This is a genomic window from Synechococcus sp. RS9909, from assembly GCF_014279595.1.
Taxonomy (GTDB): domain Bacteria; phylum Cyanobacteriota; class Cyanobacteriia; order PCC-6307; family Cyanobiaceae; genus Synechococcus_C.
Map to the genome: position 1 here is coordinate 2,046,883 of NZ_CP047943.1, position 24,131 is coordinate 2,071,013.

The 24,131-nt window shown below is 64.1% G+C and carries 25 protein-coding genes and 1 tRNA gene; 11 read left to right on the forward strand and 15 right to left on the reverse strand.

The genetic code is table 11. The features are described from left to right. Positions 1-42 precede the first annotated feature (42 nt). From lpxC to SynRS9909_RS10880, 4 genes are read right to left on the reverse strand one after another with little or no spacing between them, the layout of a single operon-like run. Positions 43-903 (reverse strand): UDP-3-O-acyl-N-acetylglucosamine deacetylase, encoded by an 861-nt coding sequence (lpxC, locus tag SynRS9909_RS10865; RefSeq protein WP_007101696.1) that lies wholly within the window; start codon positions 901-903, stop codon positions 43-45. Next, the gene (locus tag SynRS9909_RS10870) at positions 903-3,218 is read right to left on the reverse strand and encodes a BamA/TamA family outer membrane protein (RefSeq protein WP_007101695.1); all 2,316 of its coding nucleotides are present in this window, start codon (positions 3,216-3,218) and stop codon (positions 903-905) included. Before SynRS9909_RS10870 ends, lpxC begins: the two co-directional genes overlap by 1 nt. Positions 3,219-3,264: 46 nt before the next feature. Then, a complete protein-coding gene (gene purC, locus SynRS9909_RS10875; RefSeq protein WP_007101694.1) occupies positions 3,265-4,017 on the reverse strand; it encodes a phosphoribosylaminoimidazolesuccinocarboxamide synthase in 753 nt (250 codons plus the stop codon). Then, positions 4,014-4,976: a hypothetical protein gene (locus tag SynRS9909_RS10880; protein WP_007101693.1), complete on the reverse strand. Its 963-nt coding sequence runs from the start codon at positions 4,974-4,976 to the stop codon at positions 4,014-4,016. Before SynRS9909_RS10880 ends, purC begins: the two co-directional genes overlap by 4 nt. 102 nt (positions 4,977-5,078) lie before the next feature. Between SynRS9909_RS10880 and purD the strand changes: the two genes are divergently transcribed. Together purD and SynRS9909_RS10890 are read left to right on the forward strand one after the other, a co-directional pair. After that, on the forward strand, positions 5,079-6,383 hold the full coding sequence (purD, locus tag SynRS9909_RS10885; RefSeq protein WP_007101692.1) for a phosphoribosylamine--glycine ligase: 1,305 nt from the start codon (positions 5,079-5,081) through the stop codon (positions 6,381-6,383). Between the two features lie 24 nt (positions 6,384-6,407). Beyond that, the gene (locus tag SynRS9909_RS10890; RefSeq protein ID WP_007101691.1) at positions 6,408-8,465 is read left to right on the forward strand and encodes an ATP-binding protein; all 2,058 of its coding nucleotides are present in this window, start codon (positions 6,408-6,410) and stop codon (positions 8,463-8,465) included. Between the two features lie 6 nt (positions 8,466-8,471). On the opposite strand, the gene kaiC is transcribed toward SynRS9909_RS10890, so the two are convergent. The 3 genes from kaiC to SynRS9909_RS10905 form a co-directional block, all read right to left on the reverse strand. Beyond that, on the reverse strand, positions 8,472-10,010 hold the full coding sequence (gene kaiC, locus SynRS9909_RS10895; protein WP_038001870.1) for a circadian clock protein KaiC: 1,539 nt from the start codon (positions 10,008-10,010) through the stop codon (positions 8,472-8,474). 66 nt (positions 10,011-10,076) lie between these two features. After that, on the reverse strand, positions 10,077-10,436 hold the full coding sequence (gene kaiB, locus SynRS9909_RS10900) for a circadian clock protein KaiB (RefSeq protein WP_007101689.1): 360 nt from the start codon (positions 10,434-10,436) through the stop codon (positions 10,077-10,079). Beyond that, on the reverse strand, positions 10,433-11,341 hold the full coding sequence (locus tag SynRS9909_RS10905) for a circadian clock protein KaiA (protein ID WP_007101688.1): 909 nt from the start codon (positions 11,339-11,341) through the stop codon (positions 10,433-10,435). Before SynRS9909_RS10905 ends, kaiB begins: the two co-directional genes overlap by 4 nt. Before the next feature lie 163 nt (positions 11,342-11,504). Here SynRS9909_RS10905 and rplU point away from each other — a divergent pair, with 163 nt between their 5' ends. Together rplU and rpmA are read left to right on the forward strand one after the other, a co-directional pair. Further along, complete coding sequence (rplU, locus tag SynRS9909_RS10910) at positions 11,505-11,855, forward strand: 50S ribosomal protein L21 (protein ID WP_007101687.1); 351 nt, start codon at positions 11,505-11,507, stop codon at positions 11,853-11,855. Positions 11,856-11,895: 40 nt separating this feature from the next. Beyond that, a complete protein-coding gene (rpmA, locus tag SynRS9909_RS10915; RefSeq protein WP_007101686.1) occupies positions 11,896-12,162 on the forward strand; it encodes a 50S ribosomal protein L27 in 267 nt (88 codons plus the stop codon). On the opposite strand, the gene SynRS9909_RS10920 is transcribed toward rpmA, so the two are convergent. Further along, on the reverse strand, positions 12,140-12,610 hold the full coding sequence (locus SynRS9909_RS10920) for a DUF2127 domain-containing protein (protein WP_007101685.1): 471 nt from the start codon (positions 12,608-12,610) through the stop codon (positions 12,140-12,142). The genes rpmA and SynRS9909_RS10920 overlap by 23 nt on opposite strands. Positions 12,611-12,630: 20 nt before the next feature. Then, entirely contained in the window at positions 12,631-13,383 is a 753-nt protein-coding gene (locus SynRS9909_RS10925; RefSeq protein WP_007101684.1) for a bifunctional 2-polyprenyl-6-hydroxyphenol methylase/3-demethylubiquinol 3-O-methyltransferase UbiG, read from the reverse strand. A gap of 80 nt (positions 13,384-13,463) precedes the next feature. On the opposite strand from SynRS9909_RS10925, the gene truB reads away from it, so the two are divergent. Then, positions 13,464-14,357: a tRNA pseudouridine(55) synthase TruB gene (gene truB, locus SynRS9909_RS10930; RefSeq protein WP_007101683.1), complete on the forward strand. Its 894-nt coding sequence runs from the start codon at positions 13,464-13,466 to the stop codon at positions 14,355-14,357. Positions 14,358-14,416: 59 nt separating this feature from the next. After that, positions 14,417-15,202, forward strand: coding sequence for a YebC/PmpR family DNA-binding transcriptional regulator (locus tag SynRS9909_RS10935; RefSeq protein ID WP_007101682.1), 786 nt, complete (start codon positions 14,417-14,419; stop codon positions 15,200-15,202). On the opposite strand, the gene SynRS9909_RS10940 is transcribed toward SynRS9909_RS10935, so the two are convergent. Both SynRS9909_RS10940 and SynRS9909_RS10945 read right to left on the reverse strand, forming a co-directional pair. Next, positions 15,189-15,980, reverse strand: coding sequence for a glucosamine-6-phosphate deaminase (locus tag SynRS9909_RS10940; protein ID WP_370587902.1), 792 nt, complete (start codon positions 15,978-15,980; stop codon positions 15,189-15,191). The two genes, SynRS9909_RS10935 and SynRS9909_RS10940, sit on opposite strands and share 14 nt — an antisense overlap. Before the next feature lie 19 nt (positions 15,981-15,999). Further along, entirely contained in the window at positions 16,000-17,352 is a 1,353-nt protein-coding gene (locus SynRS9909_RS10945) for a SpoIID/LytB domain-containing protein (protein ID WP_007101680.1), read from the reverse strand. A gap of 82 nt (positions 17,353-17,434) precedes the next feature. Here SynRS9909_RS10945 and SynRS9909_RS10950 point away from each other — a divergent pair, with 82 nt between their 5' ends. Together SynRS9909_RS10950 and psbV are read left to right on the forward strand one after the other, a co-directional pair. Next, positions 17,435-18,382: a ribonuclease Z gene (locus SynRS9909_RS10950; RefSeq protein ID WP_007101679.1), complete on the forward strand. Its 948-nt coding sequence runs from the start codon at positions 17,435-17,437 to the stop codon at positions 18,380-18,382. A gap of 124 nt (positions 18,383-18,506) precedes the next feature. Then, positions 18,507-19,019, forward strand: coding sequence for a photosystem II cytochrome c-550 (gene psbV, locus SynRS9909_RS10955; RefSeq protein WP_007101678.1), 513 nt, complete (start codon positions 18,507-18,509; stop codon positions 19,017-19,019). A gap of 47 nt (positions 19,020-19,066) precedes the next feature. Here the strand turns inward: psbV and SynRS9909_RS10960 are convergent, their stop codons facing one another. The 4 genes from SynRS9909_RS10960 to serA form a co-directional block, all read right to left on the reverse strand. Continuing rightward, the gene (locus tag SynRS9909_RS10960; protein WP_038001130.1) at positions 19,067-19,456 is read right to left on the reverse strand and encodes a hypothetical protein; all 390 of its coding nucleotides are present in this window, start codon (positions 19,454-19,456) and stop codon (positions 19,067-19,069) included. Positions 19,457-19,547: 91 nt separating this feature from the next. Next, positions 19,548-19,847: a ferredoxin gene (locus SynRS9909_RS10965; protein WP_007101676.1), complete on the reverse strand. Its 300-nt coding sequence runs from the start codon at positions 19,845-19,847 to the stop codon at positions 19,548-19,550. Positions 19,848-19,989: 142 nt separating this feature from the next. After that, positions 19,990-20,904, reverse strand: coding sequence for a 50S ribosomal protein L11 methyltransferase (gene prmA / locus SynRS9909_RS10970; RefSeq protein ID WP_007101675.1), 915 nt, complete (start codon positions 20,902-20,904; stop codon positions 19,990-19,992). A 9-nt stretch (positions 20,905-20,913) separates the two neighbouring features. Beyond that, positions 20,914-22,500 (reverse strand): phosphoglycerate dehydrogenase, encoded by a 1,587-nt coding sequence (gene serA / locus SynRS9909_RS10975; RefSeq protein ID WP_007101674.1) that lies wholly within the window; start codon positions 22,498-22,500, stop codon positions 20,914-20,916. A gap of 133 nt (positions 22,501-22,633) precedes the next feature. On the opposite strand from serA, the gene SynRS9909_RS10980 reads away from it, so the two are divergent. The 3 genes from SynRS9909_RS10980 (at position 22,634) to SynRS9909_RS10990 (ending at position 24,104) form a co-directional block, all read left to right on the forward strand. Next, positions 22,634-23,152, forward strand: a complete 519-nt coding sequence (locus SynRS9909_RS10980; RefSeq protein ID WP_007101673.1) for a hypothetical protein — start codon at positions 22,634-22,636, stop codon at positions 23,150-23,152. Next, positions 23,152-23,946 carry a photosystem II S4 domain protein gene (locus SynRS9909_RS10985; RefSeq protein ID WP_007101672.1) on the forward strand — a complete coding sequence of 265 codons (795 nt, stop codon included), beginning with the start codon at positions 23,152-23,154 and terminating at the stop codon, positions 23,944-23,946. The genes SynRS9909_RS10980 and SynRS9909_RS10985 overlap by 1 nt, the downstream gene beginning before the upstream one ends. Before the next feature lie 86 nt (positions 23,947-24,032). Continuing rightward, positions 24,033-24,104: transfer RNA gene (locus SynRS9909_RS10990), tRNA-Val, on the forward strand. The last annotated feature ends 27 nt before the right edge of the window (positions 24,105-24,131 follow it).

A 24,131-nucleotide genomic window follows, 5' to 3' on the forward strand; every position in this document is an offset into this window, starting at 1 on the left:
GGCTCGGTGGGCGTGGCCGTGGAGGGGGGGGTGGTCAACGGTTCAGCGAGGGGAGGAAGAGAGATCTGCCAGGGCAGCAGCCAGATCGGTGTGCAGGCCGTGGGAGCCCCGATACACGAGCACCTGTGCCTGGGGGAACCCCACCAGGGCCAGATCCCCGATCAGGTCCAAGAGCTTATGGCGCACCGGTTCATCCACGAAGCGCAGCGGTGGGTTGAGCCAGTGCTCTCCATCACACACCAGGGCGTTGTCGAGAGCGCCTCCCTGAATCAGCCCCGCAGCGCGCAGCTGATCCACCTGGTCGCGAAAGCCGAAGGTGCGCGCTGGGGCAATCTCCCGCACAAAGCGTTCGGGCGTCAGGGTGATCGCCAACTGCTGCCGCCCGATCGCCACCTGGGGGAAGTCGATCACCCCGACCAACTGAAAACGCTCGGCGGGAGTGGCCGTGATCACACTGCTGCCACGATGACGCGTGATCGGGGCCGTGAGCCTGGGGCCGGGTCGGCGTGACGTCGCTGCTGGAGCAAAGCCCGCCTCGTCGATCGCCTCCACCCAACCGAGGGCAGAACCATCCAGTAGGGGGACCTCCGGTCCGCTCACCTCCAACTCCACATGACTCAGCCCTGTGCCGGCCAGTGCGGCCAGTAGATGCTCCACCGTGGCCAGGCGCCGCTCCCCCAGATCCAGGGTGGTGCAGAGCTGGCTGTCGCGCACCTGGGCCGGGCTGAGGCTGACAGGCTCACTAGAGGCAGAGGCCTCGGCCCAACGCACGTGATATCCAGCCCGTTCGGACGGCCTGAGCGTCACCGACACCGAAGCACCGCTGTGCAGGCCAACCCCGGTGCGCCTCACAGGCGAGGCGAGGGTCCACGAGTCGTTGTAATCGGCAGGCCAGGAGGCCATCAGAATTTCCAGCCCACACCCAGGTTGAAACGCCAGTCACCGGTGAAGTCCTGGCTGGCCACCTCCAGGCGCAAGGGGCCGACCGGGGTGGTAACGATCACACCGGTACCGATGGAGAAGCCTGATCCCGGTTTGTCGAGGAGCTCACCCGGCTTTCCGGGAACATTCGCCTGGGAACCGAAGGACGTGCCGGCATCCACGAAGAGTTCACCGGCAAAAATGCTGATGATCGGGAAGCGGTATTCAATCGTGGCCTCACCGAAGCTGCGGCCCACACCCAGATCGCAGTCATACCAACCGCGCACGGAATTGGAGCCGCCCAGGCAGAAGGCTTCGTAGGGGGGAAGCTGACCGATGACGGTGCCCGCCTTCAGCTGGATGCCAATCGCCTGGGGGCAATTGGCCTTCTCGCCGGGCTTGGGACGACAACCCTTCGCGATCTTGAGCCAGTTCACAGGGAAGAACTGGGTGTAACTGGCCCTTAAGCGGTTGAAGGTGGGGGAATTGGCCCCCACGGAAACGAATTGCTCGGTTCCCAGGCTGAGGAAATTACCGGAGGTGGGATTGCGTGGATCGTTCAGCTTGTTGTAGGTGGCGGCGAAGCGCACGCTGGCCAGATTATTTTCGGTGGCGCAATCGGAGGAATTGCTGCTGTAGGCAATACAGATGATCTCATCATTCGGAATCCGATCATTGTTGATATTTTCATTAGGAACGCCGTAGGGACGCGAATCCCCAGCGAAATTGATCGGACGCACATTCTGGATGTTCAATCCAGCCAAAACATTCCAGGGTACGATCTTGTAGGGATCACCACCGTTGAGCGGCCGGGCAAACACAATATTGCCGCCGACCCGCTGCAAAGCAACGGAATCACCCTCGAAGTCAAACCAGCTGTATTCAGGGAATTGCTTGTCGGCATTGGCAACATTGTCAAACTTTCGCCCCGCGGGATTGTTGTCGGTGTTGATCTCGTAGGCGTAGGTGGAGTTGTTGTTGACGTAGTCATCCACCGTGACGATGCTGCCGTTGTTCTGACTCTGGAAGACCTGGGGAACTTCCCGGCTCAGGAACAACGAGGTGCGGAAGGAGGTTCGCCATTTATCCCCTTTGATCCAGGGATCGGTGAAGGTGAAATTCGCCAGGCCGCCATACTGGCCATAGGTAAGGTTGAGCGCCAGATTCCAGGCCCGCCCGAACAGGTTGCTGTCCTGGAGCTGCACCTGGCCGAACACACCCTGACTCTGGCTGTACCCGAGACCACCGGAGAGGGAGCCCGTGGATTGCTCCACAATGCCAAGAATGATGTTGACGGTGCCAGGCTCACCGGCCACCGGCTTCAGGGTCACCTTCACATCACTGAACAGCGAGGTGCTGTAAAGGCGTTTGATGTCACCTTCCAGCTGATTGCGGTTGAACGGTTCACCGGGCTTGATCGAGATTTCCCGTGTCACCACCCAGGGCTTGGTCTTGCCCTTGATCGGCTCACCCTTGTCGTTGGTGCTCTCGCCCTCCCTGTTCAGGAACTGCACCTCCACACCGGCCACAGTGCCGATCACCACCTTGAGCTGCACCACACCCTCGGGGCTGACCCGACTGGGCCCGGAGACCCGTGCCAGCGAGTAGCCCTCCTTGGCATACCAACCCTGCAGCTCCTTCATCCGCAACTGGAGCTCATTCAGGTTGAGCGTGCGGCCGTAGTCGGAACTGAACGTCTGCTCAACCACCTCCGGCGGCATCTTGGTGTCGTCGGGTTCAAGCTCAACCTGGGTCAGCACGGGGTTGGGCACCACCTTCACCAACAGCTGCACGCCCAGGGGGCCATTGATCGGCTCGATCCGGACATCGGAAAACCAGCCGGTGGCGTAGATCGCATCCAGATCGGTTTTGAGCTGGTCGCGGGTGACGCGACTGCCCGGACGCACCGTCATCGCGTCGTAGGCCGCCAGCTCGAGGCGCTCCTGTTCCGGATGACCGGCAATGCCTTCGATCACCACCTCACTGATCAGCACCCGAGGCTGGGCCGGCGCCTGCTCCAGGGGCTCCTGCACCGCAGGCTGTTGCTCAGGGGGCAGCTGCTGCTCGGCTGCGGGCTGCTGCTGGGAAGGGAGGACCTCCTCCACCTCAATTTTTTCCACGTCCACCTGCTCCACCTCAACCTCCACCGTCTCGGTCAGAGGCTGCTCCTGCTGCTGCTCTGCTGGATTCTCCTGGGCCCTCAGGGCTGGGCTGGCCATCAGGGGCAAGGCCAGAGCAAGACCCAGAGCTCCCCGCCGAACGGCGTCCGTGGTCCGGCTTGAGGAGAAATTGACCATGGAGAAGGCAGCGGTCGGCCGATTCGGCCGCAAACGTCCGCAGACCTTACCTGTAGTTGCGGGGGTTGGGGCAGCACCCTTGGACCCGTTTGTAGACCTCCCCGTAGGCCTCGATCAGCCCACCCAGATCCTGGCGGAAGCGATCCTTGTCAAGGATGCGGTCCTGTGGATCCAGGATGCCCAGGTCCCAGAGTCGGCAGGTGTCCGGGCTGATCTCATCCGCCACGAGCAGCTCGCCGCTGCGATTGCAACCCAGCTCCAGCTTGAAATCCACCAGTTGGAGCTCCAGATCCCGAAAGAAGGGCCCCAACACGGCATTCACGCGCCTCGCCAGAGTTTCCATTTCCTGACGTCGCTCCCGGCTCACCAGCTGCAGCAACTCGAGCCGGGATTCCGTGAGCAGAGGATCTCCGAGGCCATCATCTTTGTAATAGAGGTCGAGCAGGGCCGGTTTCAACGCCGTACCAGCCTGGATCGGAGTCTGTTTACAGAGCGACCCTGTGGCCACGTTGCGTAGCACCACCTCAAGGGGAATGACGTCCACCCGCTGCACCGCCATCCAGGTATCGCCAACCAGGCCCTGGTAGTGCGTCGGAATGCCGGAGCGTTCCAACAGCTCAAACAACCGAGCCGAGATCTGACAGTTCAGCCGCCCTTTGTCGTCCAGTTGCTCCCGCTTGAGGGCATTGAAGGCGGTGGCGTCGTCCTTGAATTCCACAAGCACGATGTCGTCGTACTCCGAGGCGTACACACGCTTGGCCTTTCCCTCGTAGAGCAGGGGACCGGTGGAAACGCTCATGGGCGAGGGGGTGGGACGATCACCGGAAAACCGGCAGGCCTTGATTCTCCCAGGACAGCATGCCCACCTGGCTGTCGGGGCGATCGCAGCTGTTGATCGAGTGCATCAGGATCAGCACCTGAACCTTGCAGAAGGGTGTAGCGGTCATCCAGCCGACGCGACAGCCGTTCCAAACGCTGCCGCGCCCTGCTCCCATCGCCCCCAGCCTGCAGATTCAGGCGCAACTGCAACCTCAGCAGATCGACAGCCGTTGACCAGGCCTGGTCGGCGGCCGCCTGATCCAAGGCCGCCTCGAGCAGATCGTCACTGCTGGGCTGACCGAGGGTCTGCAGCCATTCGGCCACGCGCCCATAACGGCGTGCGGCCACGAGCCCGGGAGTTCGTCCAGCCAGAAGAACGGCAGCGGCGCGATCCAACTGCCCGGAAGCAGCCTCATGGTCCGCGAGCAGGTCAAGGGCCGAACGGGTCAGCGGTTCGCCCTCCTCCGACACACCCACTACGAGCTGTTCCTGGTCCAGGCTGGCGAGATCGCCATTGGCCAGCCGCCGCAGCGCCAGGGCGGCGCGCCGATGGTCGAGGCTTGCCGATGCGGCTCTCCAGTCGAGCAACAACCACTGCCGGCGCTGCTGACGAGGCCCAGGCCCGAAGCGATTCAGCACCACCTGAGCACTGGCGGGAGCCTTGCATGTCAACAGGGCCCTGGCGTTGGCCATCACCACGGGAAAGGGCTGGGGCGCGGGGGCCACCAGCATCAAACGATCCCTCAACTCCTGGAGGCGTGGCTTGAGATTGAAACGAGCCGCATCGGCACAGGCCAGTTGCAACTCGGGGATGCCCCCCTCCAGCAACGCCATCTGGTAGGCCACCTCGCCCATCGGCAAAGGCTGGGCCTGACTATGGGCCTGCATCTGGGGCTGGACCGCAAGCAACAGCGTCAGGGGCAGGGCATGGATCCCCATGGGGCGGCCGTCAACAAAGATGGAAACCGTTCGCCCTGCGACGCGAACGCCCCGGCGATACCACTCAAACCTAAGGGGACTTCCCCCATCGTTCCCGCTGCCATGGCCCTCTCACCCTCCTGTCCCCAGCCCCTGCCACCGCTGGCGCGGTTGCTTGTCGTGGGGAACGGTGGCCGCGAACAGGCCCTCTGCTGGGCACTCGAACGCTGCCCCGCTGTCGACAAGGTCTGGATCAGTCCGGGCAATGGCGGACCTTTCGGCGAGCGACTGGACACGGCGGCCAGCGATGCCGACGGGCTGCTGTCGCTGTGCCATCAGCATCAGATCGATCTGGTGGTGATCGGCCCCGAAGCGCCTCTGGCGGCCGGACTGGCCGACACGCTGCGGGCCGCGGGGCTGGCGGTGTTCGGACCAGGGGCTGATGGCGCCCAGCTGGAGGCCAGCAAAGCCTGGGCGAAGCAGCTGATGCTTGAGGCCGGCATTCCCACCGCCGGACACTGGACCGTCACCAGTGCCGAGGAGGGCCTGGCCCTGGTGGCGCAGCTGCAGCGCCCCCTCGTGGTGAAAGCCGATGGCCTCGCCGCCGGCAAAGGGGTGACGGTGGCGGAATCGATCGCGGCCACGGAGGAGGCGATCCGGGATGCCTTCAATGGTCGCTTTGGCTCCGCCGGCGAACGCCTGGTGTTGGAAGAGCGTCTGGAGGGGCCGGAGGTGTCTGTGTTCGCCCTCTGTGACGGCGAACGGCTGGTGCTTCTGCCGCCCGCCCAGGATCACAAACGCCTGCTGGATGGCGATCAGGGGCCGAACACCGGTGGGATGGGGGCCTACGCCCCTGCGCCCCTGCTGGATGCCAAAGGCCTGGACCAGGTGCGTCGCCAGGTTCTGGAGCCCACGGTTGCGGCCCTGCAGGCCCGGGGCATCGCCTATCGCGGGGTGCTTTACGCCGGGCTGATGCTCACGGCCGACGGTCCGCGCGTGATCGAATTCAACTGCCGCTTCGGCGATCCCGAATGTCAGACCCTGATGCCGCTGATGGGGCCTGAACTGGCGCGGGTGCTGCAGGCCTGTGCCCTGGGACGGCTGGATCTCGCCCCGACCTTGACAGTGCAGCAACGCTGCAGTGTTGGCGTGGTGGCGGCGGCGGCGGGCTATCCGGAACAGCCGCGCCAGGGCGATGTGATCGAGGGGGACCTGGCTTCGTCAGACCAGCGCCAGCTGTTCCATGCGGGCACGCGCTTGGCCGCCGATGGTCAACTTCTGACCGCAGGCGGCCGGGTCCTGACGATGACGGCCCAGGCTGACGACTTCGATGCGGCCTTCTCCGCCGTGTACCGCTCCCTGGAGCACGTGCGCTTCGAGGGCATGCAGCTGCGTCAGGACATCGGTCATCAGGTGCGGCAGGCCTAGGCTGCCTCAGAGCGCCCCAGCGCGATGGCCAGCAGCGCATCAGCAGCACCCGCAACCGGCTCCCCCGCCGCTTCCACCACAACGAGCTGGTGGGGAAAGCTGCGGCTGTGGTGGGCCGAATTCAGTCTTCAAACGAAGCTGCTGTCGGTGGCGACTCTGGTGGTGAGCCTGATGATGACTGGCATCACCTTCTTCGCCCTCAACGGGATCCAGCGCGACGCCGTCATGAATGACACGCGTTACGCCAGGGATCTGGGTCTGCTCCTGGCAGGGAATGTGAGCGAGTTGGTGGCAGAGGGCCACGACCGCGAACTGGCCAATGTCACCGAATCCTTCTGGCGATCGAGCCGCAGCCTGCGTTACATCTTCTTCGCCGACCCCGAGGGCATCGTGTATTTGGGGATTCCGATCAGCGGCAGCGGTCAGGAGACGCCCAATGACCTGCGCCTGAGTCGACGGCTTGAGCTGCCGGCGGGTCTGCGCAACCGCCCCCAGAACCCCTTGGTGCGTCAGCACCTCACCCCCCAGGGCCAGGTGACCGATGTGTTCGTGCCTCTCGTACGCGATGGGCGTTACCTGGGCATCCTTGCCCTGGGGGTGAATCCCAACGAAACCGCTCTCGCCAGCGCCGCCCTCACCCGCGAGGTGACGGTGGCGGTATTTATCTCGATCTGGGTGCTGGTGATCCTTGGGGCTGTGTTCAACGCCCTCACGATCACGCGACCGGTGAAGGAACTGCTGCGGGGCGTCCGCTCGATCGCCTCCGGAGATTTCGAGACACGGATTGCCCTGCCAGTCAGTGGGGAACTGGGGGAATTGCTGGATGGGTTCAATGCCATGGCCGCCCAGCTGCAGGCCTACGACGCCGCCAACATCGAGGAGCTCACCGCCGCCCAGGTGAAGCAAGCGTCCCTGATCGCCACGATGGCTGATGGCGCCGTGCTGCTTGATGCCGAAGGACGGATCGTGCTGGCGAATCCCACCGCCCGCCGGCTGTTTCGCTGGGAGGGGCGCAACCTTGAAAGCCAGGAGCTGCTCGATGAACTGCCCCACCTCCTGGCGATCGAACTGCATGCTCCCCTCGATGCTCTCTTGAACGGCATCAGCGACAGCGAAGACCTGCGCTGCAGCATCGACGATCCATCCCGCACCCTGCGGATCGTGCTGCAGTCGGTGCGCGATGCCAGCGGCGAAAGCCTGAAGGGAATCGCGGTCACCATTCAGGACCTGACGCGGGAAGTGGAACTGAACGCAGCCCAGAGCCGATTCATCAGCAACGTCTCCCATGAACTGCGCACACCGCTGTTCAACATCAAGAGCTACGTGGAAACGCTCCACGACATGGGCGACCAGCTCAGCGAGGAGGAAACCAAGGAATTTCTGGGTGTCGCCAACGCCGAGACCGATCGGCTCACACGACTGGTGAACGATGTGCTCGACCTCTCACGCCTGGAGTCGAACCGACCGGTGCAGTTCGAAGCCATGGCGCTGACACCGGCCCTGGAGCAGACCCTGAGGAACTACAAGCTCAATGCCGACGACAAGCAGGTGAGCCTGAGGCTGGATGTGCCGATCGAACTGCCGGAGATCCTGGGCAACTGGGATCTGCTGCTTCAGGTGCTCGACAACCTGGTGGGCAATGCCCTGAAGTTCAGCCGCCAGGGAGGTGTGCTGATGCTGCGCGCCTACACCTGGCCCGACAGCTGCTGGATGCCAGCAGCACGGCAAGAGGAAAGCGCTCCCCATTGCGACCTGATCTCACCGCTGCCCAGGGTGCGCATTGAAGTGGCCGATACCGGCTTCGGCATCAGCGAAGCGGATCAACAACGCATTTTCGATCGTTTCTATCGCGTCGAGAATGCGGTGCACACCGAGGTGGGAACGGGTCTGGGGCTTTCCATTGTTCGAGGCATCGTCGAAAAGCATGGCAGCACGATCCACATGGCCAGCGAACCAGAGGTCGGCACCACCTTCTGGTTTGATCTGGCCCTCGCCCAGTCGGATCAGGATGAACTGCAGCTTCTGTCGGACCGACGCAAACGCCAGGACCTGGAGCTGTTGGAACAGGAGCTGAGCGGTTGAGCCCCCTCAGTCGTCGGCGGTCACTCCGCGCACGATCCGGGAGAGCTCGCTGCGTTCATCCGTGCTGACCCGGTGGGGCACACCGGAGATGATTCGCTCGAAATTGGAGAACGAATCCTTGATCTGGGGGCCATTGCCCGTGATCACGAATTCTCGGATGCCTTTGTCGTGCCAGGAGCCGCGCATCTTGAAGACGTTCAGGGCCCGAGCCATCTCACCGCGGATCTCCACATACTGCAGCAGCAGGATCGTGTCGGTGATGGTGGAGATATGGGAGTCGGTGATCGAATGGCTCCCCATGAACTCCTCGGAGGTGTTGGTGAAGAAACCGGCGATCTCTTCCTGCTTCGCATAACCGGTAACACCGATCACAAACTGGCGGAAGGCATTGTGACTGACGCCCCTGGCCAGGGCAGACAGGGAATCAATCGCCATCCGCGACGGCTTGAACTGGCTGATTTCCGTCTTGATGATCTGAAGGTGATCCTCCAGGCCTGTCGACTCCGGATAAGCACAGATGATCTTGAGCAAGCCATCCTGCTCCATCTGCTCAAAGTCGATCCCCCAGCTGGTGGCATTTCGCAGGAGCTGGGCGCGTGATTCCTCGTAGGCAAACAGAATGGCCCGCTCTTTATTACGGCAGGCGTCCTCAATGAACTTCGAAACCAGCAAGGTTTTGCCGGTCCCCGTGGCACCGGTGGCCAGGATGATCGAATCCTTGAAGAAACCACCACCGCACATCTCATCGAGGCGGGGCACTCCCGAACTGAGGCGCACATTCGAGGAGCGCTGGGTGAGGCGCATGGCACCGAGCGGGAAGATGCTGATGCCATGGGCTCCCATCGTGAAGGGAAACTCCCCCTTCATGTGAGTGGTGCCGCGGAGCTTGAGGATCTCAACGGTGCGGCGTCGGCGCTCTCCCTCGAGAACATTGCGGAGAATCACCACATTGTCGGAAACGAATTCCTCCACGCCGTAGCGCGCGATCGGACCATATTCATCGATTCTCTCGGTGGTCATCACGGTCGTGACACCGATCTCCTTCAACCGGGCAATCAGTCGGAAGATTTCGCGACGCACCACAAAAACGGCGTCGTATTGCTGGAACACCGCGGTGATCGAATCGATCGCCACCCGTTTGGCCTTGTATTTGCGAATGGCGTAGTGGATGCGCTCGATCAGACCAGACAGATCAAAGCTGCCCGCCACATCCTGGCCATCGGGGTCGGGGGAAGCATCAAGAATAAAGAGCTTGTCCTGCTCGACCATCTCCTGGAGATTCCAGCCGAAACTGGCCGCATTGCGCAGGATGTCGAGCGGAGACTCCTCAAAGGTGACGAAAATGCCCGGCTCGTCGAAGTGGGCAATGCCGTTGTGAAGGAAATGCAGGGAGAACACCGTCTTACCGGTGCCGGAGGTGCCGCTGATCAGGGTGCTGCGCCCGATTGGCAGACCGCCCTGGCACACATCATCAAAGCCCTCGATCCCGGTCGGGAGCTTCTGCACCTGCATCTGAGGTGAGCTGCTGGAACTGGAGATCTGCATGACACCGACGTTCTGTTGCAACGGTAAGGAGATTTGAGCGGTTCCTCCGGATCAGCACAGCCGCGCTTAAGAATCTGTGCTGTCTGTGTCGGCGTCCTCCAACGCATCCATCAGCGAGGAGGTCAGGCCATTGTCAGAGAGTTCGTCGTAGAGCAGATCAAGACCGATCAGCACCCGTTCCCGATCGGAGAGGTCTCCGATGATCCGCCGCACCGGCGGCGGCAGGATCTTCGAGAGCGTTGGCGTGGCCAGAATCTTGTCCTCCTCGGCCAGCTGGGGATTTTTGAGCACATCGATCACCTTGAGGGCGTACACCCCCTGGAACTCGGTCTCGAGGATGTTGCGCAGCGTCTTGAGCGCACGCATCGAGTTAGGCGTGTTCCCGGCGACGTAGAGCTTGAGGATGTAGGTCTTGCGAGCACTCATGACGACAACTCCTGATCAGTGACGGCAGACGCACCGGCGGGCTGGGAAGCGACCGAGGCGGACAGGGACAGATCCGGCGGAATCGAACGTCGATACATCTCACAGAGGTGTGCCATCACGTCCAGCAAGGCCAGGCGATAGTCCTGCAGGAAATCGTTCTTGTGCCCTTCAAGTCTGAGCTGCTTCCAGAAGTCGTCAATGAGGTTCATGTGAATCTCCACGGCGCGCGTGATCGGCAGATCAGCGAAGAACGCAGTGTTCACAAAGCTTTCGAGCGCCTGGTTGGCAGCCGCCGGGTCTCGGAAGTAGCTCAGCAGGAGATCCCGATAGGTGCGCTGCAACGACTTGAGCAACTCGGCCTGGTCATCGGCAGCCAGATGGGCGAGAAAGCGGGAGGGATCGCGCTTGTAGAAGACGCCGAGGTAACCGAGCCGTTCCTGCAGCCGACTGGTGAGTCGCCAGGCGCTCGCCTCGACCGCCGCCCCCCCTTCCACATCGACCGCCGTTCCCCCACTGGGGCGGTCCTCCCGCTGACCGTGCCGCAGAAAGCGGGAGATGGCCGCATCCACGTTGTAACCAAGCTGCTCGAGCTGATCCACCGGCAGATGCACCTCTTCCGGGTGGTAATCCACATGGCCCATCACCTCTCCCACCACAACGGCGGGGAAAAGAAGACCTGCTTCCAGAAGCGATTGGCGCACCTCAGGCGTGAGCAGGGACTGCTCGATCACCACCGCATCCACCGCCTCCCGCTGCCCCTCCAGAACCTGGCGCAGATCCGTGGTCTCCCGGTTCAGCCCCAGATCCACCGGGGTGTAGCGGTTGCCAGGCAACCACTGCCGACAGGTCTCGATCAATGGCGACGTCCTCAGCAGCAACGCGATGGTGAGGGCCGGGCCGGTCATCCAGCAGAACAGGGGTCCATACGCTGAATCTTGACGGAGGGAGCCTCGAAAGGTGAAGATCTTTGTTTGTCTTTCGATTGCGACTCAGGCTGAATCGCGCTTCGAGCAACACCCCTGGGTGACAACCATCGAATCCCGAGCCTGATTGCGTCCTTCTCCGCCCATGGCAGACCCGAATCCCGACACCTACGCCATCGTTGAGGCCTCCGGCCAGCAATTCTGGCTCCAACCCAACCGTTATTACGACCTGGATCGGCTCCAGGCCGCGGTTGATGACACCGTGACCCTGGACAACGTGCTTCTGGTGAAGGATTCCAAGGGCACCACCGTGGGCCAGCCCTACGTGAAAGACGCCAGCGTCTCCTTGAAGGTGATGGACCATCGCCGCGGCCCCAAGGTGATCGTCTACAAGATGCGTCCGAAGAAGAAGACCCGGCGCAAGAATGGTCACAGGCAGGAGCTCACCCGGGTGATGGTCGAATCCATCTCCGTGGGCGGCAAGGCCATCAGCTGATCGTCAGTCCGACTCATCCACCCCACCGCTCTCTCACCCCATGGCTCATAAGAAAGGCACAGGCTCCACGCGCAACGGACGCGATTCCAATGCCAAACGCCTCGGCGTGAAGGCCTACGGCGGCGAAACCGTCACCGCAGGCTCCATTCTGATCCGTCAGCGCGGCACCTCGGTGCTTCCCGGCCTCAACGTGGGCCAGGGCAAGGACGACACCCTCTTCGCCCTCACCGATGGTGTGGTCACCTTCGAAACCATCCGCCGCGGCCTGCGCAATCGCAAGCGCATCAGCGTGGCGAGCGCCAGCTGAAACCGCCGGTGGCCTGACGCAACGTCAGCAACAAGCCCAACACGGTGAGCCCCAGGACCAACACGGTTCTGGGGCTTTGTTCATGGAGAAGATGGCCAACTTCCAACGGGAGAGCCATCACGAAGACCGCCACCAGCAGCCATTCCCCCCAATGCCGCCCCACCCAGGTCGCCCAGGCCGCCAAGAGGATCAGGGCGGCATACACGCCGCTGAGCACGGCCAACCTCCCCAGACGGCTCGGCCCGAGCAACTCGGCACGATCAGCAGCCTGCACCAACAACTCACGGTTGGCCTGTCCCCAGACATCAGCCCAGTGGGAGAGCTGATCAAACTGGCGACTCCCCACCAGGGACGCCAGACTCACCAGCAGCAACACCAGCGCCAGAACCACCTTCTTGATCACAATCAGGCGCAACAGGAGCCGACTGGAGCCGGATTGCCGGGGCATGCGCTGAATTCAAAGGACAATCAGAGCGGACGGTAAGCCCGGGTGGTGATCAGCCAGGGATGGAAGCGTTCCAGGAAGTGGGCCTGCAAGGTGCGGAAGAACTGGTCGATCAGGGCAGGATCGTCGAAATGAAAGGGGTACTCACTGTTGTGACCCTTGAAGAAATACCAATTGAGCAACGCCGTGCCATCGGCAGCCAGGCAGCGATGGAACTCCAGCAACTGGGCGGAGGGGTCGGGCAGGTGCTCCAGCACATCAAGACACACCAGCGTGTCGAAGCGCTGCCCCCGACAGCTGGCCAGGTCGCGATGCACCGACAGGCGATGCTCCAGGCCCAGCGCTGCGGCACGAGCCTGCAGGAATTGGCGGTTGTGGGGGTTGAGATCCACAAACCACACATGCTCCACCTGGGGCAGAGCTGCCGCGGCCAGGGCATGGGTTCCAATCCCACCACCAAAATCGAGCAGATGGCCGCGGGCGAACTGCTGTTGCAGGCGCAAGGTGTCGGCGATGTAGTCGGTGCTGGTCAGATGCCAGGCCGCCAGCTCGAGCAGATGACCGGTCCCGACCGTGTCTTCGTAGAACGCGGTGGCGTCCTCCGGCCGAAACGCACCGGGATGGAGTGCGGCCAGATCGTCCGTTCCGACCGGGAGGCGCGCCTCCAACTCCGTCAGGGAACAATCGAGGAAGCGGGAGAGATGGCGGCGCAGGTCAAAGCCATCAGCGAGAAAGGCCTCCACATCGAGAGCGGCGGACCGACTGACCTGCTGCATGTCCGATTTCGATCAGGTTGGTGCAACCTACGCGGCGGTGCTGAGTGCCACAGTCTTGGGCGGATGGAGCGTGAGGGCCAGTGAATCGGGAGGGCGCCAATCCGATCGGCTTTGTGGTGATCGACAAGCCGTCGGGGCTGACATCCCATGCCTGCGTCGCCCGCCTACGCCGCTGTCTCGGCACCCGCCGGGTCGGTCACGGCGGCACCCTGGATCCAGCCGTGACCGGCGTCCTGCCGCTCGCCGTCGGGCCGGCGACCCGATTGCTTCCCTATCTGCCCGGCGCCAAGACCTACGTGGGCTCGATTCAGCTTGGACGGCGCACCAGCAGCGATGACCTCGACGGTGACCTGCTGGAGGAGCGTCCCTGGCCCCGACTCAGCCACGCTGATCTGAATCAGCGACTGGATGCCTTCCGAGGCACGATCCAGCAGCGGCCACCCCAGGTGTCGGCGGTGCATGTGGATGGCGTGCGGGCCCACGCCCGCGCCAGGCGTGGCGAAACGATGGACCTCCCCCCCCGCGAGGTGCGCATCGACCGCCTGACGCTCCTGGACTGGGATCCCGACTCCGGCGAGCTGGCGCTGGAGGTGCACTGTTCCGCTGGCACCTACATCCGCTCCCTGGCCAGAGATCTGGGCGAGCAACTCGGCTGCGGTGGCTGCCTGGCACGCCTGCGGCGGCTGCAGGCCCTGGGTTTCAGCATCGACCAGGCGGCTCCTCTCCCCCTCGACGCGACCTCAGCGACACCGCCCCTGATCGCGCCCCAGCTGGCGCTCCAGGATCACCCGACGCGCATCACCACGGCAGCCGAGCTGGAGGACTGGCGCTGCGGGCGGCGCCTGAGCTTGGATCCAGACATCGCCGCGGGGCCGGTGGTGGTGCTGGCTCCAGACGGCCAGATGCTCGGCCTGGGCCTGCACGAGCCACCCGGCAGCCTGAGGCCGAAGGTGGTGTTCGACGCCCAGGGCTGAAGCCGACCAGGGACCCGCCCGTAATCTGCGGGGTCGAGGAGAACAACGCTCGGGCAACGATGGCCGGCCACAGCAAATGGGCACAGATCAAGCGCACCAAGGCCGTGGTGGATGCCAAACGCGGTGCCGTGTTCACCCGGATCGGCCGGGAGATCACGGTGGCGGCCCGAGCAGGTGCGGATCCGGCGGGGAACTTTCAGCTGCGCACGGCCATCGCCAAGGCAAAGGCGGCCGGCGTGCCGGCCGCCAACATCGAAAGGGCGATCGCCAAGGGATCCGGCCAGGGAGGCAGCGGCAGCCAACTGGAGAGCATGCGCTACGAAGGCTATGCCCCGGGGGGCGTGGCGGTGCTGGTGGAGGCCCTCAGTGACAACCGCAACCGCACGGCCGCTGACCTGCGTCTCACCTTCAGCAAGAACGGCGGCAACCTCGGTGAGTCGGGATGCGTCAGCTATCTGTTCGACCATCGCAGCGAGGTGCGCATCGCCGCCAGGCCGCACCAGGATGAAACCCGGTTGGGCATTCAGGAGGAAGCCCTTGTCGAAGCGCTGCTCGAGCTCGATGCGGAGGGTTACCAGCTCGAAGGCGATGGCCAAGAAGCCTTGGTGCATGGGCGCTTCGAGGCGCTGGAGGCCCTGCAGGATGGCCTGCGCGACAAGGGCTGGGTCGTTCTCGAATGGGAACACACCTGGCACCCCCTCACGGCAGCGGTGGTGGATCGCGCCGAGACAGCCCACCAATGCCTGAAGCTGCTCGAAGGGCTGGAGGCTCTCGACGACGTCAGCAGCGTCAGCACGAATCTGGAGATTCCGGAGTCGGTTCAGGCAAGCCTCACATCCCGCTGACGGCGTCAGCCGACAGGGCTGCCGCATCAGCCCAGAGATGGACACGCGGATGGGAGCCGAGCCAGCTGGCGGGTAGATCGGGGGTGGCTTCACCGCGGAGCAAACGCGCCAGGATCAAGGCCTTGCCCACTCCCGTCACCACGAGGTGAATCTCCTCGGCCTGCAGGATCTCGGCGATGCCGAGCGTGATCGCCTGCGGCGGCACCCGTTGGGGATCACCGCCAAAGGCAGCAGCGTTCTGAATCCGCGTTGCATGGCTGAGCTGCACCACCCGGCAGCGCGTGTCTGCCCCGCAGGGCGGCTCATTGAAGCCCACATGGCCATTGCCGCCCAGGCCGAGCAACTGCACGCCCAGCCCCCCGGCCCGCTCTAGGGCCAGGGCATACCGCCTGGCTTCCCCATCCGGATCGGGCGCCGCTCCATCGGGCAAGCGGAGTTGAGCAGGAGGCAGGCCCAGGGCATCCCCCAGGCAGCGCTGCATGGTGGCGGCGAAACTGGCGGCAGAACCCGAGTCCACCCCCACGTACTCGTCCAGATTGAAGCTCAACCAACCCTCGATCAGGCGCTGCCGTTCCGCCTCCGTCCATCCCCGCAGACGATCGATCAGTTGCCGATAAAAGGGCTCCATTGTCCGCCCGGTCGCCAGCCCCAACGGTTTCGGTTCTCGCAGCTCCAACCTCTCCCGGAGCCGGCTTTCCCAGTGATCGACGACAGCCTCGATCAACTGGAGCGGGTCGGGGCGGGAAACCAGTCGAAAGGACACCGGTGGCGAAGGCACAGCAAACGTGACGCTGAACTCAGCCCCTCCAGGCTGGCTCGAGCGCAGGGGCCAGCGCCACCGCAGGATCATCGCTGGGGCGGAAGGGCCTGATCTGAACACCCCGGTAATAGTGCTGAAGAATCTGACGGAAATCGGCTCCCCGCTCCGCCAGCGCCCGGGCCCCCCACTGACTCATGCCCACACCATGGCCAAAACCACGACCGCGCACCTCCAGCACCGGTTGCGGCTGAACCATTGAGGCGGGCAGAGGCGGTGGCGGCACCAGGGCGTCATCACCACCTTCGCCGTCCGGGTCGCGCAGCAGCCCCACCCAGCGGGTGCCATCGTTGCGCCCAGGGGCCTGCCGATCCTCCGGCTCGCCATCAAGCCAGGCGAATTCCACCATCGTGCTCTTGAGGCCGAGCCGCTGACGCAGCTCCCGGCCACTGAGATTCAGGGAGCCGGCAGGCCCCTGCACCCGCAGCAGGCGCACACGCCCTGTGGAACTGGTGGCCAACACCTGAAAAGAGCGCGCGCCCCCGATCTCCCCGAAGGCGCGGCGAAGCTGCATCGCATCAAAGCGAGCCTGCCAGCGGTGCACCGGGCTCTCCTGGTCGTGGTCCGGAACGCTCACCAGATAGGGCAACTGGGAACGCCAGACCTCACCACTCGCCTCGGTCGCCCCGCCGGAGCTGCTGTGGAACACCGCATTGATCAGCTTTCCTCCATGCACCATCACCAGGGAGCGAGTGCTGTCGACGGCTTCTTCGGTCCTTGGGGTCGCAGACTCAAGGCCGCGGTACACCTGGCTGGCCACGGTGGCCTTCACATCGAACCCTCCCGCCTTGCCCCGCTGGCGCAGGGCATAGGTGCGTGCCGCCACCGCCTGGGCCCTCAGGGCTGCCATCGGCCAATCCTGTGGCATCTCACTGCCCACAACGCTGGCGAGGTAGGCCTCGATCCCCAGCTGGTTCACCACCTGAATCTGGCGATCGTGCACCGTCAGATGCAGCACGCCGCCATAACGCCGCTGTGCCAGCCAGATCCCGCGGGGATCATCGGTCTCCAGGCTCAGCCGCGTGCTGGCGGAGAGTTCCCGCCGCTGCAGCGGTTCTGAAGGATCCCCCTGGGGCTGAAAGTCCAGCAACAGGCGCCCATCCACCAGGCGCACCTCCAGGCGTTGCAGCGCCAAGCGCTCCAGGCCACCGCCTCGCACTCGCAGGGGACGGGCCGCATCAGCCCGCAGCGTCACCTGGTCGGCCCGCTGCAGCAACACGCGCATCTCCGGTTCTCGAGCCGCGATCACCGCAGGCGGCCCGGCCAGTCCCGCCAGCAGAGCCGCCGGCAGGCCGAGGACAAGGGAGGGCAGCGGTCTGAACAAGACCGACATCAACGAAGGCAGCCCAGTGTGCCGCCCCCGACCAGGTTCATCCAGGGTGCATGGCAGATTTGAACGTTGAGCGCAGCAGACCGTGCAGGTCACCTTCCTCGGCACCAGCTCCGGCGTTCCCACCCGCGCCCGCAATGTTTCCGCCGTGGCCCTGCGCTTGCCCCAGCGCTCAGAGCTCTGGTTGTTCGACTGCGGGGAAGGCACGCAGCACCAATTTCTGCGCAGTGATCTGCGCCTGTCCCAGCTGCGCCGGGTGTTCGTCACCCACATGCACGGTGATCATGTCTTCGGACTGCCTGGCCTGCTCGCCAGCCTCGGCCTGGCCGGCAGCAGCGACGGTGTCGATCTGTATGGCCCCGATCCGCTCGAGGCCTACCTGCAGGGAGTGCTGCACACCAGTTCCACGCGGATCGGCTACCCCCTGGCGGTTCATCGCGTCCGGGAGGCGGCTGAGAACGGCACGGTGCTGCTGGAGGACGACGACATCATCGTGCGCACCACGCCGCTGACCCATCGCGTGCCTGCCTATGCCTACCGCATTGAACAAAAGCCACGGCCCGGCCGATTCGATGTGGATCAGGCCCGGGCCCTCGCCATCCCCCCAGGCCCGATCTACGCCGCCCTCAAGCGCGGTGAAACGGTCAGCCTCGACGACGGCCGCCGGATCGATGGACGCCAGCTCTGCGGCCCGACACGCCCCGGCGTGAGCGTGGTGTATTGCACCGACACCGTGTTCTGTGAAGCGGCCGTGGCGTTGGCCCGAGGCGCGGATCTGCTGATCCATGAGGCCACGTTCTCCCATGGAGAGGCGGAGATGGCCTTTCAGCGCCAACACTCCACCAGCACGATGGCCGCCCAGACCGCGGCGGAAGCCGGTGTGCAGCAACTGGTGCTCACCCACCTGAGCCCCCGCTATGCCCCCGGCAATGCCATCAGCGCCGATGACCTGCTGGCGGAGGCGCGGGCGATCTTTCCCAACACGGTTTTGGCCAAGGACTTTCTTTCCCTGGAGGTCAGCCCGCGGGACTGACCAGCTGCGGCGAAGGCGACGCTGCAACAGTTCATGATCAGCTGAGCCTGTGGCAGTCCAGGGGACCACCCCCCCGTGATACAAGAGCCTGGTGCGGTGTATCCGTCAGATCCTGGCGTCCTCCATGGCCTCTCTTTTCTTCTCCCTGCGACGGTCCGTGAGCCGGCTGCTGTTCGTGCTGCCTGTGTTGATCGGACTCGCGTTCAGTTCGCCTGCGCTGGCAGCCCAATGGGATGCTGCAACCCTCACGGTCCCGGCCGATGCCAGCGGCGATCAGGTGACCTTCAGCGAGCAGGAGATCAAAACCGGCCGCAAGATCTTCAACACCAGCTGCGGCACCTGCCATGCCGGTGGGATCACCAAGACCAACCACAACGTGGGGCTGGATCCTGAAACCCTCGCCCTGGCGACGCCGGCCCGGGACAACGTCGACAGCCTGGTCGACTACATGAAGGATCCCACCTCTTACGACGGCGAGTACAGCATCGCCGACGTGCATCCCAGCATGCGCAGCAGCGATCTGTTCGTGCAGATGCGTGATCTCACCGACGATGACCTGCGACTGATCGCTGGTTACATCCTTGTCGCCCCCAAAGTTCAGGGCAACCAGTGGGGTGGCGGCAAGATCTACTTCTGATCTGTCTTCCAGGCACAAAAAACCGCTCCGGTTCTGGAGCGGTTTTTTTATGGCAACGCGTTGCCGGGATCTAAGGAGCGCGGATGCCGGCTATACCACCATTCCTGAAGCTCAGCGCTGAAGCGGATCGAAAACAACGTCAGCACGGTGGTCGTGGGCCGGGAGCCCGGTTGCAGCAACTCAACGGCGTAGGACGGGCAGCGACGGGCGGCCAGATCGGGAACAAAACGCCGACCAACCCGGCGCCAGCTCGGTTCCTTGCTGCGCCACACCAGACGACAACAGGGCCAGGGCAACTCCTCCCGATCAAACAGACGGCAACAGGGACCAATCACCCTGAAGCTGTACTGCCCCCCCGGGCTGGTGTGGACACTGCCGTGGTCGAGAACGGTCGTCACCTCCGCAGAGGAGGCAGCTGTCGAGCACGCTGCCGACATAGGAGCACCAGACCGAGCTTCAGCAAGGCTGGCATGCTGCCAGCAAAAAGCCACCCCGAGGGGTGGCGAAGGGCTCAACGGGCGGAGCAGCTCAATAGAGCTCTTCTTCGGCGTGGGTCTTGATGGTGCAGTCGGAGGTGGGATAAGCCACGCAGGTCAGCACGAAACCAGCTTCGATCTGGTCATCATCCAGAAAGCTCTGATCGGACTGATCCACGGTGCCAGCGGTGATCTTGCCGGCGCAGGTGGAGCAGGCACCGGCACGGCAGGAATAGGGCAGATCGATTCCCTGCTCTTCAGCGGCGTCGAGGATGTACTGATCATCGGGCACCTCGATGGTCTTGTTCAGACCTTCGCTCTCATTGATCAGAGTGACCTTGTAGGAAGCCATGGCTGGTTGGGGTGTGCAGGAACCGAGAGCCCGGACCTGCAGGACTGCACCTATCTACATCGGCCGAGGGGTCAGCCAGCCGGTTCGTTGACGCAAATCCCTCAAGCCCAATCAAAGCCAGTGCTCTGATAAGCCCCTCTTATCAAGAAATGCTTCGGCGGATCTCCAGCAAGCCCCAGCGTCCCTGCGCCGCCTGATCGGTCACCTGCCAGCCCAACGCCTCCAGAACGGCGGAGAGCCGGGGCGCCTGCTCGAGCAGCAAGCCACTGAGCAAACCGCGACCGGAGGGCTTGATCAGAGACTCAAATGCGGGCGCCAGGGCTTCAAGCACCGGCGCGAGAATGTTGCAGAGCAACAGGTCGGCGGGCTGGCCTTCCAGAAGTGCCGCCAGCACATCGGCGGACCCCTGCCGCACCACCAAGCTCTCGGCCGGCACGGCCCCCAGACGGGCGTTCTCGGCGGTGGCGCGAACGGCCAGGGAGTCGGTGTCGACGGCGCAGACCGTGCGGGCACCCATCGCCAGGGCCGCCAGGCCGAGAATGCCGCTGCCGCACCCCAGATCGGCCACCCGCAGCCCCTCAGGCGGCTGCTGCTCGAGCGCCTCCAGGCAAAGGCGGGTGGTGGGGTGGCTTCCGGTGCCGAAGGCACTGCCAGGATCCATGCGCAGCACCAGGCGATGAGCCTGCTCCGCCGGTGGCTCCAGCCAGGCCGGCAGGATCAGCAGCGTTGCTCCCACGGGATCGGGCTCCCAGTGCTGCTTCCAGGTGAGGCTCCAGTCTTCATCGTCGAGCTCGCACCACAAGGGATCGGCCAGAGCGAGATCGAACGTGCGCGCCAGCGGCTCAAGGCTGGCCAGAAGAGCGACCCGTTCGGGCTCAGGCCATTCCGGCGAAGGCAACCAGAGGTGAAGGGTGCGTTGGTCGGGGTGCTCCGGCGCGTGCTCCACCGACACACGCTGCAGGCCGAGGCTGTCGAGTTTCCACAGAAGTGACTCCTCGAGTTCAGGCGCCAGCGGCAGCGACAGTCGCCACCAGCGCAGCGGCACAGACACAGACATCAAGCCGGCTCAGAGGGTGACGGGATGGGCTTCCTGGATGCCGTTGATGGCATGGATGGTGGCCAGCAGGCTGGGGGGGATCGGATCATCGATGCTCAGGACCATCACCGCATCACCCCGCACGATCCTTCGGCCGACCTGCATGGAGGCGATGTTGACGTTGTGCTCACCGAGCAGGGAGCCAAGGTGGCCAATGATCCCGGGCATGTCGCGGTGACGGGTGAACAGCATGTGCCGACTGGGGGGCACATTCACCGGAAACTCGTCGATGCTCGTGACCCGCAGATCGCCGTCGGCGAACACGGCACCGGTGACGCTGTGTCCCCCCTGGCCGCCACGGGTGGTGAGCTGGAGGGATCCGCCAGCGAAATCGCGGCTGGCATCGTCTTTGATCTCCAGCACATGGATTCCCCGCCCCTTGGCCTCCAGAGCGGCATTCACATAATTGATGCGCTCACCAAGGGCACTGGAGAGGAGCCCCTTGAGAGCCGCCACCACCAGGGGTTGGGAGGGATGCTCGGCGAATTCGCCCTGGAGTCGCACCTCCAGCTCCTGCACCTGACCGCCCGAGAGCTGACTCACCAGCAAACCGAGGGTTTCCGCCAGCTGGAGATGGGGCTTGAGCCGCTCCATGATCTCAGCGCTGAGACCGGGAATATTGACGGCGCTGCGGGCGGGCAGACCGAGCAAGACGTCGCGGATCTGCTCGGCCACATCGATCGCCACATTCTCCTGAGCCTCCTCGGTGGAGGCACCGAGGTGGGGCGTGAGCACCAGACCCCGCTCCACCGCACGAAGCGGAGACTCCACCGCCAGGGGTTCGCTGGCGAACACATCGAGACCAGCCCCGGCGATCACACCGGTGTTGATGGCCTCTGCGATCGCCGCCTCATCGACGATGCCGCCCCGGGCGCAGTTCACGAGGCGGGCGGTGGGCTTCATGCTGCGCAGCAACTCCGCATTCACCAGATTTTCGGTATCTGGCGTGCGCGGAATGTGAAGGGTGATGTAATCGGCCGTGCGAAACAGCTCGTTGAGCTGGGTGAGTCGCACCTGCATCTGCTGAGCCCGATCAGCGGAAATGAACGGATCAAAGGCGATCACATCCATGCCCATCGCCTTGGCCACCCGGGCCACATGGGAGCCGATCTTGCCGAGCCCCACCACCCCGAGAGTTTTCTTGTAGAGCTCGTTCCCCACATATTTCTTGCGATCCCAGGCGCCCTGCCGCATCGAGGCATGGGCCTGAGGCACATGGCGGGACAGAGACAGCAGCAAGGCCAGGGCATGCTCCGCCGCCGCAATCGTGTTGCCCTCCGGTGAATTCACCACCAGCACCCCCCGTTGGGTGGCCGCCGGCACGTCGACATTGTCGACACCAACGCCGGCGCGGCCGATGATGCGCAGTCGATCGCCGGCAGCGATCACATCGGCGGTGACCTGCGTGCCGGAACGGATCATCAGGGCGTCGTAGTCACCGATGATCGCCTTGAGTTCATCGGGGCTGAGACCGGTGCGCTGATCCACCTGTGCCACCTGGCCAAGGATGTCGATCCCCGCCTGATCAATGGGATCGGAAACCAGAACTTTCGTCATCAACCGGCGGAACACAGCCACCCTTCACTGTAGAGAGCGGCTCGCGAAGCACCTGTTGTGCAGCGGACCATGACAGAGCGAATCGTGGCGCAACGGCCCACAGGCGAGACTTGGCAAGTGCGAGGGGATGGTCATGCCGGTCTGTGTGCTGGTGCTGAAGGAGCTGACGGACGCCACCAGCCTCAGGCAACGACTGGACGCTGAACCGTTCCCCCTGCGCCAGTGTCTGCTCGTGGCACCGGAGGGGGAGGACACCGCCGCTGCCGTGGCGATGGATCAGGTGGATCTGCTCAATCCGAGTCTGGCCCGCCAAAGGCGCCAACGATCCATGGCCCGCTGGCTGATGCCCTTCGGCTTCTTCGCTGGCCTCACCTTCACCCAGATCACCAACCTGGAGACCTTCTCGGCCCTCGGCCCCTGGGGAGAACCGGTCGTGGGGGGCCTGCTGGGACTGGTCTCAGGCCTGATGGGCAGTTACGCCGCCGCCGCCAGCGTGCCGTCCGACAACGAAGACGGCGTGCGCATCCTGCGCAATCGCCATGAGGAAAGGCGCTGGCTGCTGCTGCTGGAAACCCCAAGTGGGGTGGAACCGCCCTGGCAGCTGCTACAGAGCGCCCGTCCCCTGCAGGTGGTGCGCCTCAGCGAACTCTGATGCTCCCCCGCACCGAACTGCTGCAGGGGGCCCGTCACCGGGAGGACCTTGAACGCCTGCTCGATCAAGCGGAGGCGGTGCTGCGCACCTGGCAGCCCCAGTGGAGCCCTTTTCTGGAGGCCCCCCTCCAAGAAGAAGCCTTCGACCGTTTCTCCAGCCTCACCGAACTGTCCTGGCAGCGAGAGGGGGGATACCCCGGCGCTGAGCGCTGTCGCCTTCTCTGCCAGCGACGGGATCCCGACCTTGATCCAAGTTCGGAAACGCAGGAGCCAGCGCCGATTGTGGGGCTCACGGTGGAGGGGAATTTCCTGTTTGACCCGATTGTTCCCGCCGACATCCGCCGGGCCCTCGCCCCCCTGGGCGCTGCCCCTGAGCAACTCGGCGACGTCTGGATCCGTGGCGATCGTGGCGCCCAGCTGCTCTGCACTCCGGAGGCCGCCGATCGCCTGAATGGACGAAAGGGGCGACTGCGTGACGTGGAGATCCACTGCGAAACCGTGCCGATCGATGGCCTTCAGCTGCCAGTGCGCCGCGCCATCAAACGCTTCAGCAGCGTGGAGGCCTCCTGCCGACTCGATGCGATCGCCTCAGCCGGCTTTGGGTTATCCCGCAGCAAGGTGAGCCAGGAGATCCGATCGGGGCAGCTGCGCCTGAACTGGGAGCCAATCCGTCAGGCCAGCAGGGAGCTCAAGGTGGGCGACCGATTGCAGCTGCAGAACCGAGGCAGCGTCGAGGTGCTGTCGCTCACGCTCACCAAGCGTGAGCGCTGGCGGGTGGCGATGGAGCGGCGATGAGACCTCATCACCACTCAACTGCTAGGTTCACTCTCACAGCAGGACAACTGCTGGTCACGCCTCTCGCAATGTCCGATGCGACGGGAGGGCGATTAGCTCAGAGGTAGAGCACTACCTTGACACGGTAGGAGTCACTGGTTCGATTCCAGTATCGCCCACTTCCTTTCAACACGATCCAGCTCCAT

Coding starts and splice junctions, on each gene's coding strand:
- lpxC (WP_007101696.1), bottom strand. CDS start 903: ATGGCCTCCTGGCCTGCCGATTACAACGACTCGTGGACCCTCGCCTCG.
- SynRS9909_RS10870 (WP_007101695.1), bottom strand. CDS start 3,218: ATGGTCAATTTCTCCTCAAGCCGGACCACGGACGCCGTTCGGCGGGGA.
- purC (WP_007101694.1), bottom strand. CDS start 4,017: ATGAGCGTTTCCACCGGTCCCCTGCTCTACGAGGGAAAGGCCAAGCGT.
- SynRS9909_RS10880 (WP_007101693.1), bottom strand. CDS start 4,976: ATGGGGATCCATGCCCTGCCCCTGACGCTGTTGCTTGCGGTCCAGCCC.
- purD (WP_007101692.1), top strand. CDS start 5,079: ATGGCCCTCTCACCCTCCTGTCCCCAGCCCCTGCCACCGCTGGCGCGG.
- SynRS9909_RS10890 (WP_007101691.1), top strand. CDS start 6,408: ATGGCCAGCAGCGCATCAGCAGCACCCGCAACCGGCTCCCCCGCCGCT.
- kaiC (WP_038001870.1), bottom strand. CDS start 10,010: ATGCAGATCTCCAGTTCCAGCAGCTCACCTCAGATGCAGGTGCAGAAG.
- kaiB (WP_007101689.1), bottom strand. CDS start 10,436: ATGAGTGCTCGCAAGACCTACATCCTCAAGCTCTACGTCGCCGGGAAC.
- SynRS9909_RS10905 (WP_007101688.1), bottom strand. CDS start 11,341: ATGACCGGCCCGGCCCTCACCATCGCGTTGCTGCTGAGGACGTCGCCA.
- rplU (WP_007101687.1), top strand. CDS start 11,505: ATGGCAGACCCGAATCCCGACACCTACGCCATCGTTGAGGCCTCCGGC.
- rpmA (WP_007101686.1), top strand. CDS start 11,896: ATGGCTCATAAGAAAGGCACAGGCTCCACGCGCAACGGACGCGATTCC.
- SynRS9909_RS10920 (WP_007101685.1), bottom strand. CDS start 12,610: ATGCCCCGGCAATCCGGCTCCAGTCGGCTCCTGTTGCGCCTGATTGTG.
- SynRS9909_RS10925 (WP_007101684.1), bottom strand. CDS start 13,383: ATGCAGCAGGTCAGTCGGTCCGCCGCTCTCGATGTGGAGGCCTTTCTC.
- SynRS9909_RS10935 (WP_007101682.1), top strand. CDS start 14,417: ATGGCCGGCCACAGCAAATGGGCACAGATCAAGCGCACCAAGGCCGTG.
- SynRS9909_RS10945 (WP_007101680.1), bottom strand. CDS start 17,352: ATGTCGGTCTTGTTCAGACCGCTGCCCTCCCTTGTCCTCGGCCTGCCG.
- psbV (WP_007101678.1), top strand. CDS start 18,507: ATGGCCTCTCTTTTCTTCTCCCTGCGACGGTCCGTGAGCCGGCTGCTG.
- SynRS9909_RS10960 (WP_038001130.1), bottom strand. CDS start 19,456: ATGTCGGCAGCGTGCTCGACAGCTGCCTCCTCTGCGGAGGTGACGACC.
- SynRS9909_RS10965 (WP_007101676.1), bottom strand. CDS start 19,847: ATGGCTTCCTACAAGGTCACTCTGATCAATGAGAGCGAAGGTCTGAAC.
- prmA (WP_007101675.1), bottom strand. CDS start 20,904: ATGTCTGTGTCTGTGCCGCTGCGCTGGTGGCGACTGTCGCTGCCGCTG.
- serA (WP_007101674.1), bottom strand. CDS start 22,500: ATGACGAAAGTTCTGGTTTCCGATCCCATTGATCAGGCGGGGATCGAC.
- SynRS9909_RS10980 (WP_007101673.1), top strand. CDS start 22,634: ATGCCGGTCTGTGTGCTGGTGCTGAAGGAGCTGACGGACGCCACCAGC.
- SynRS9909_RS10985 (WP_007101672.1), top strand. CDS start 23,152: ATGCTCCCCCGCACCGAACTGCTGCAGGGGGCCCGTCACCGGGAGGAC.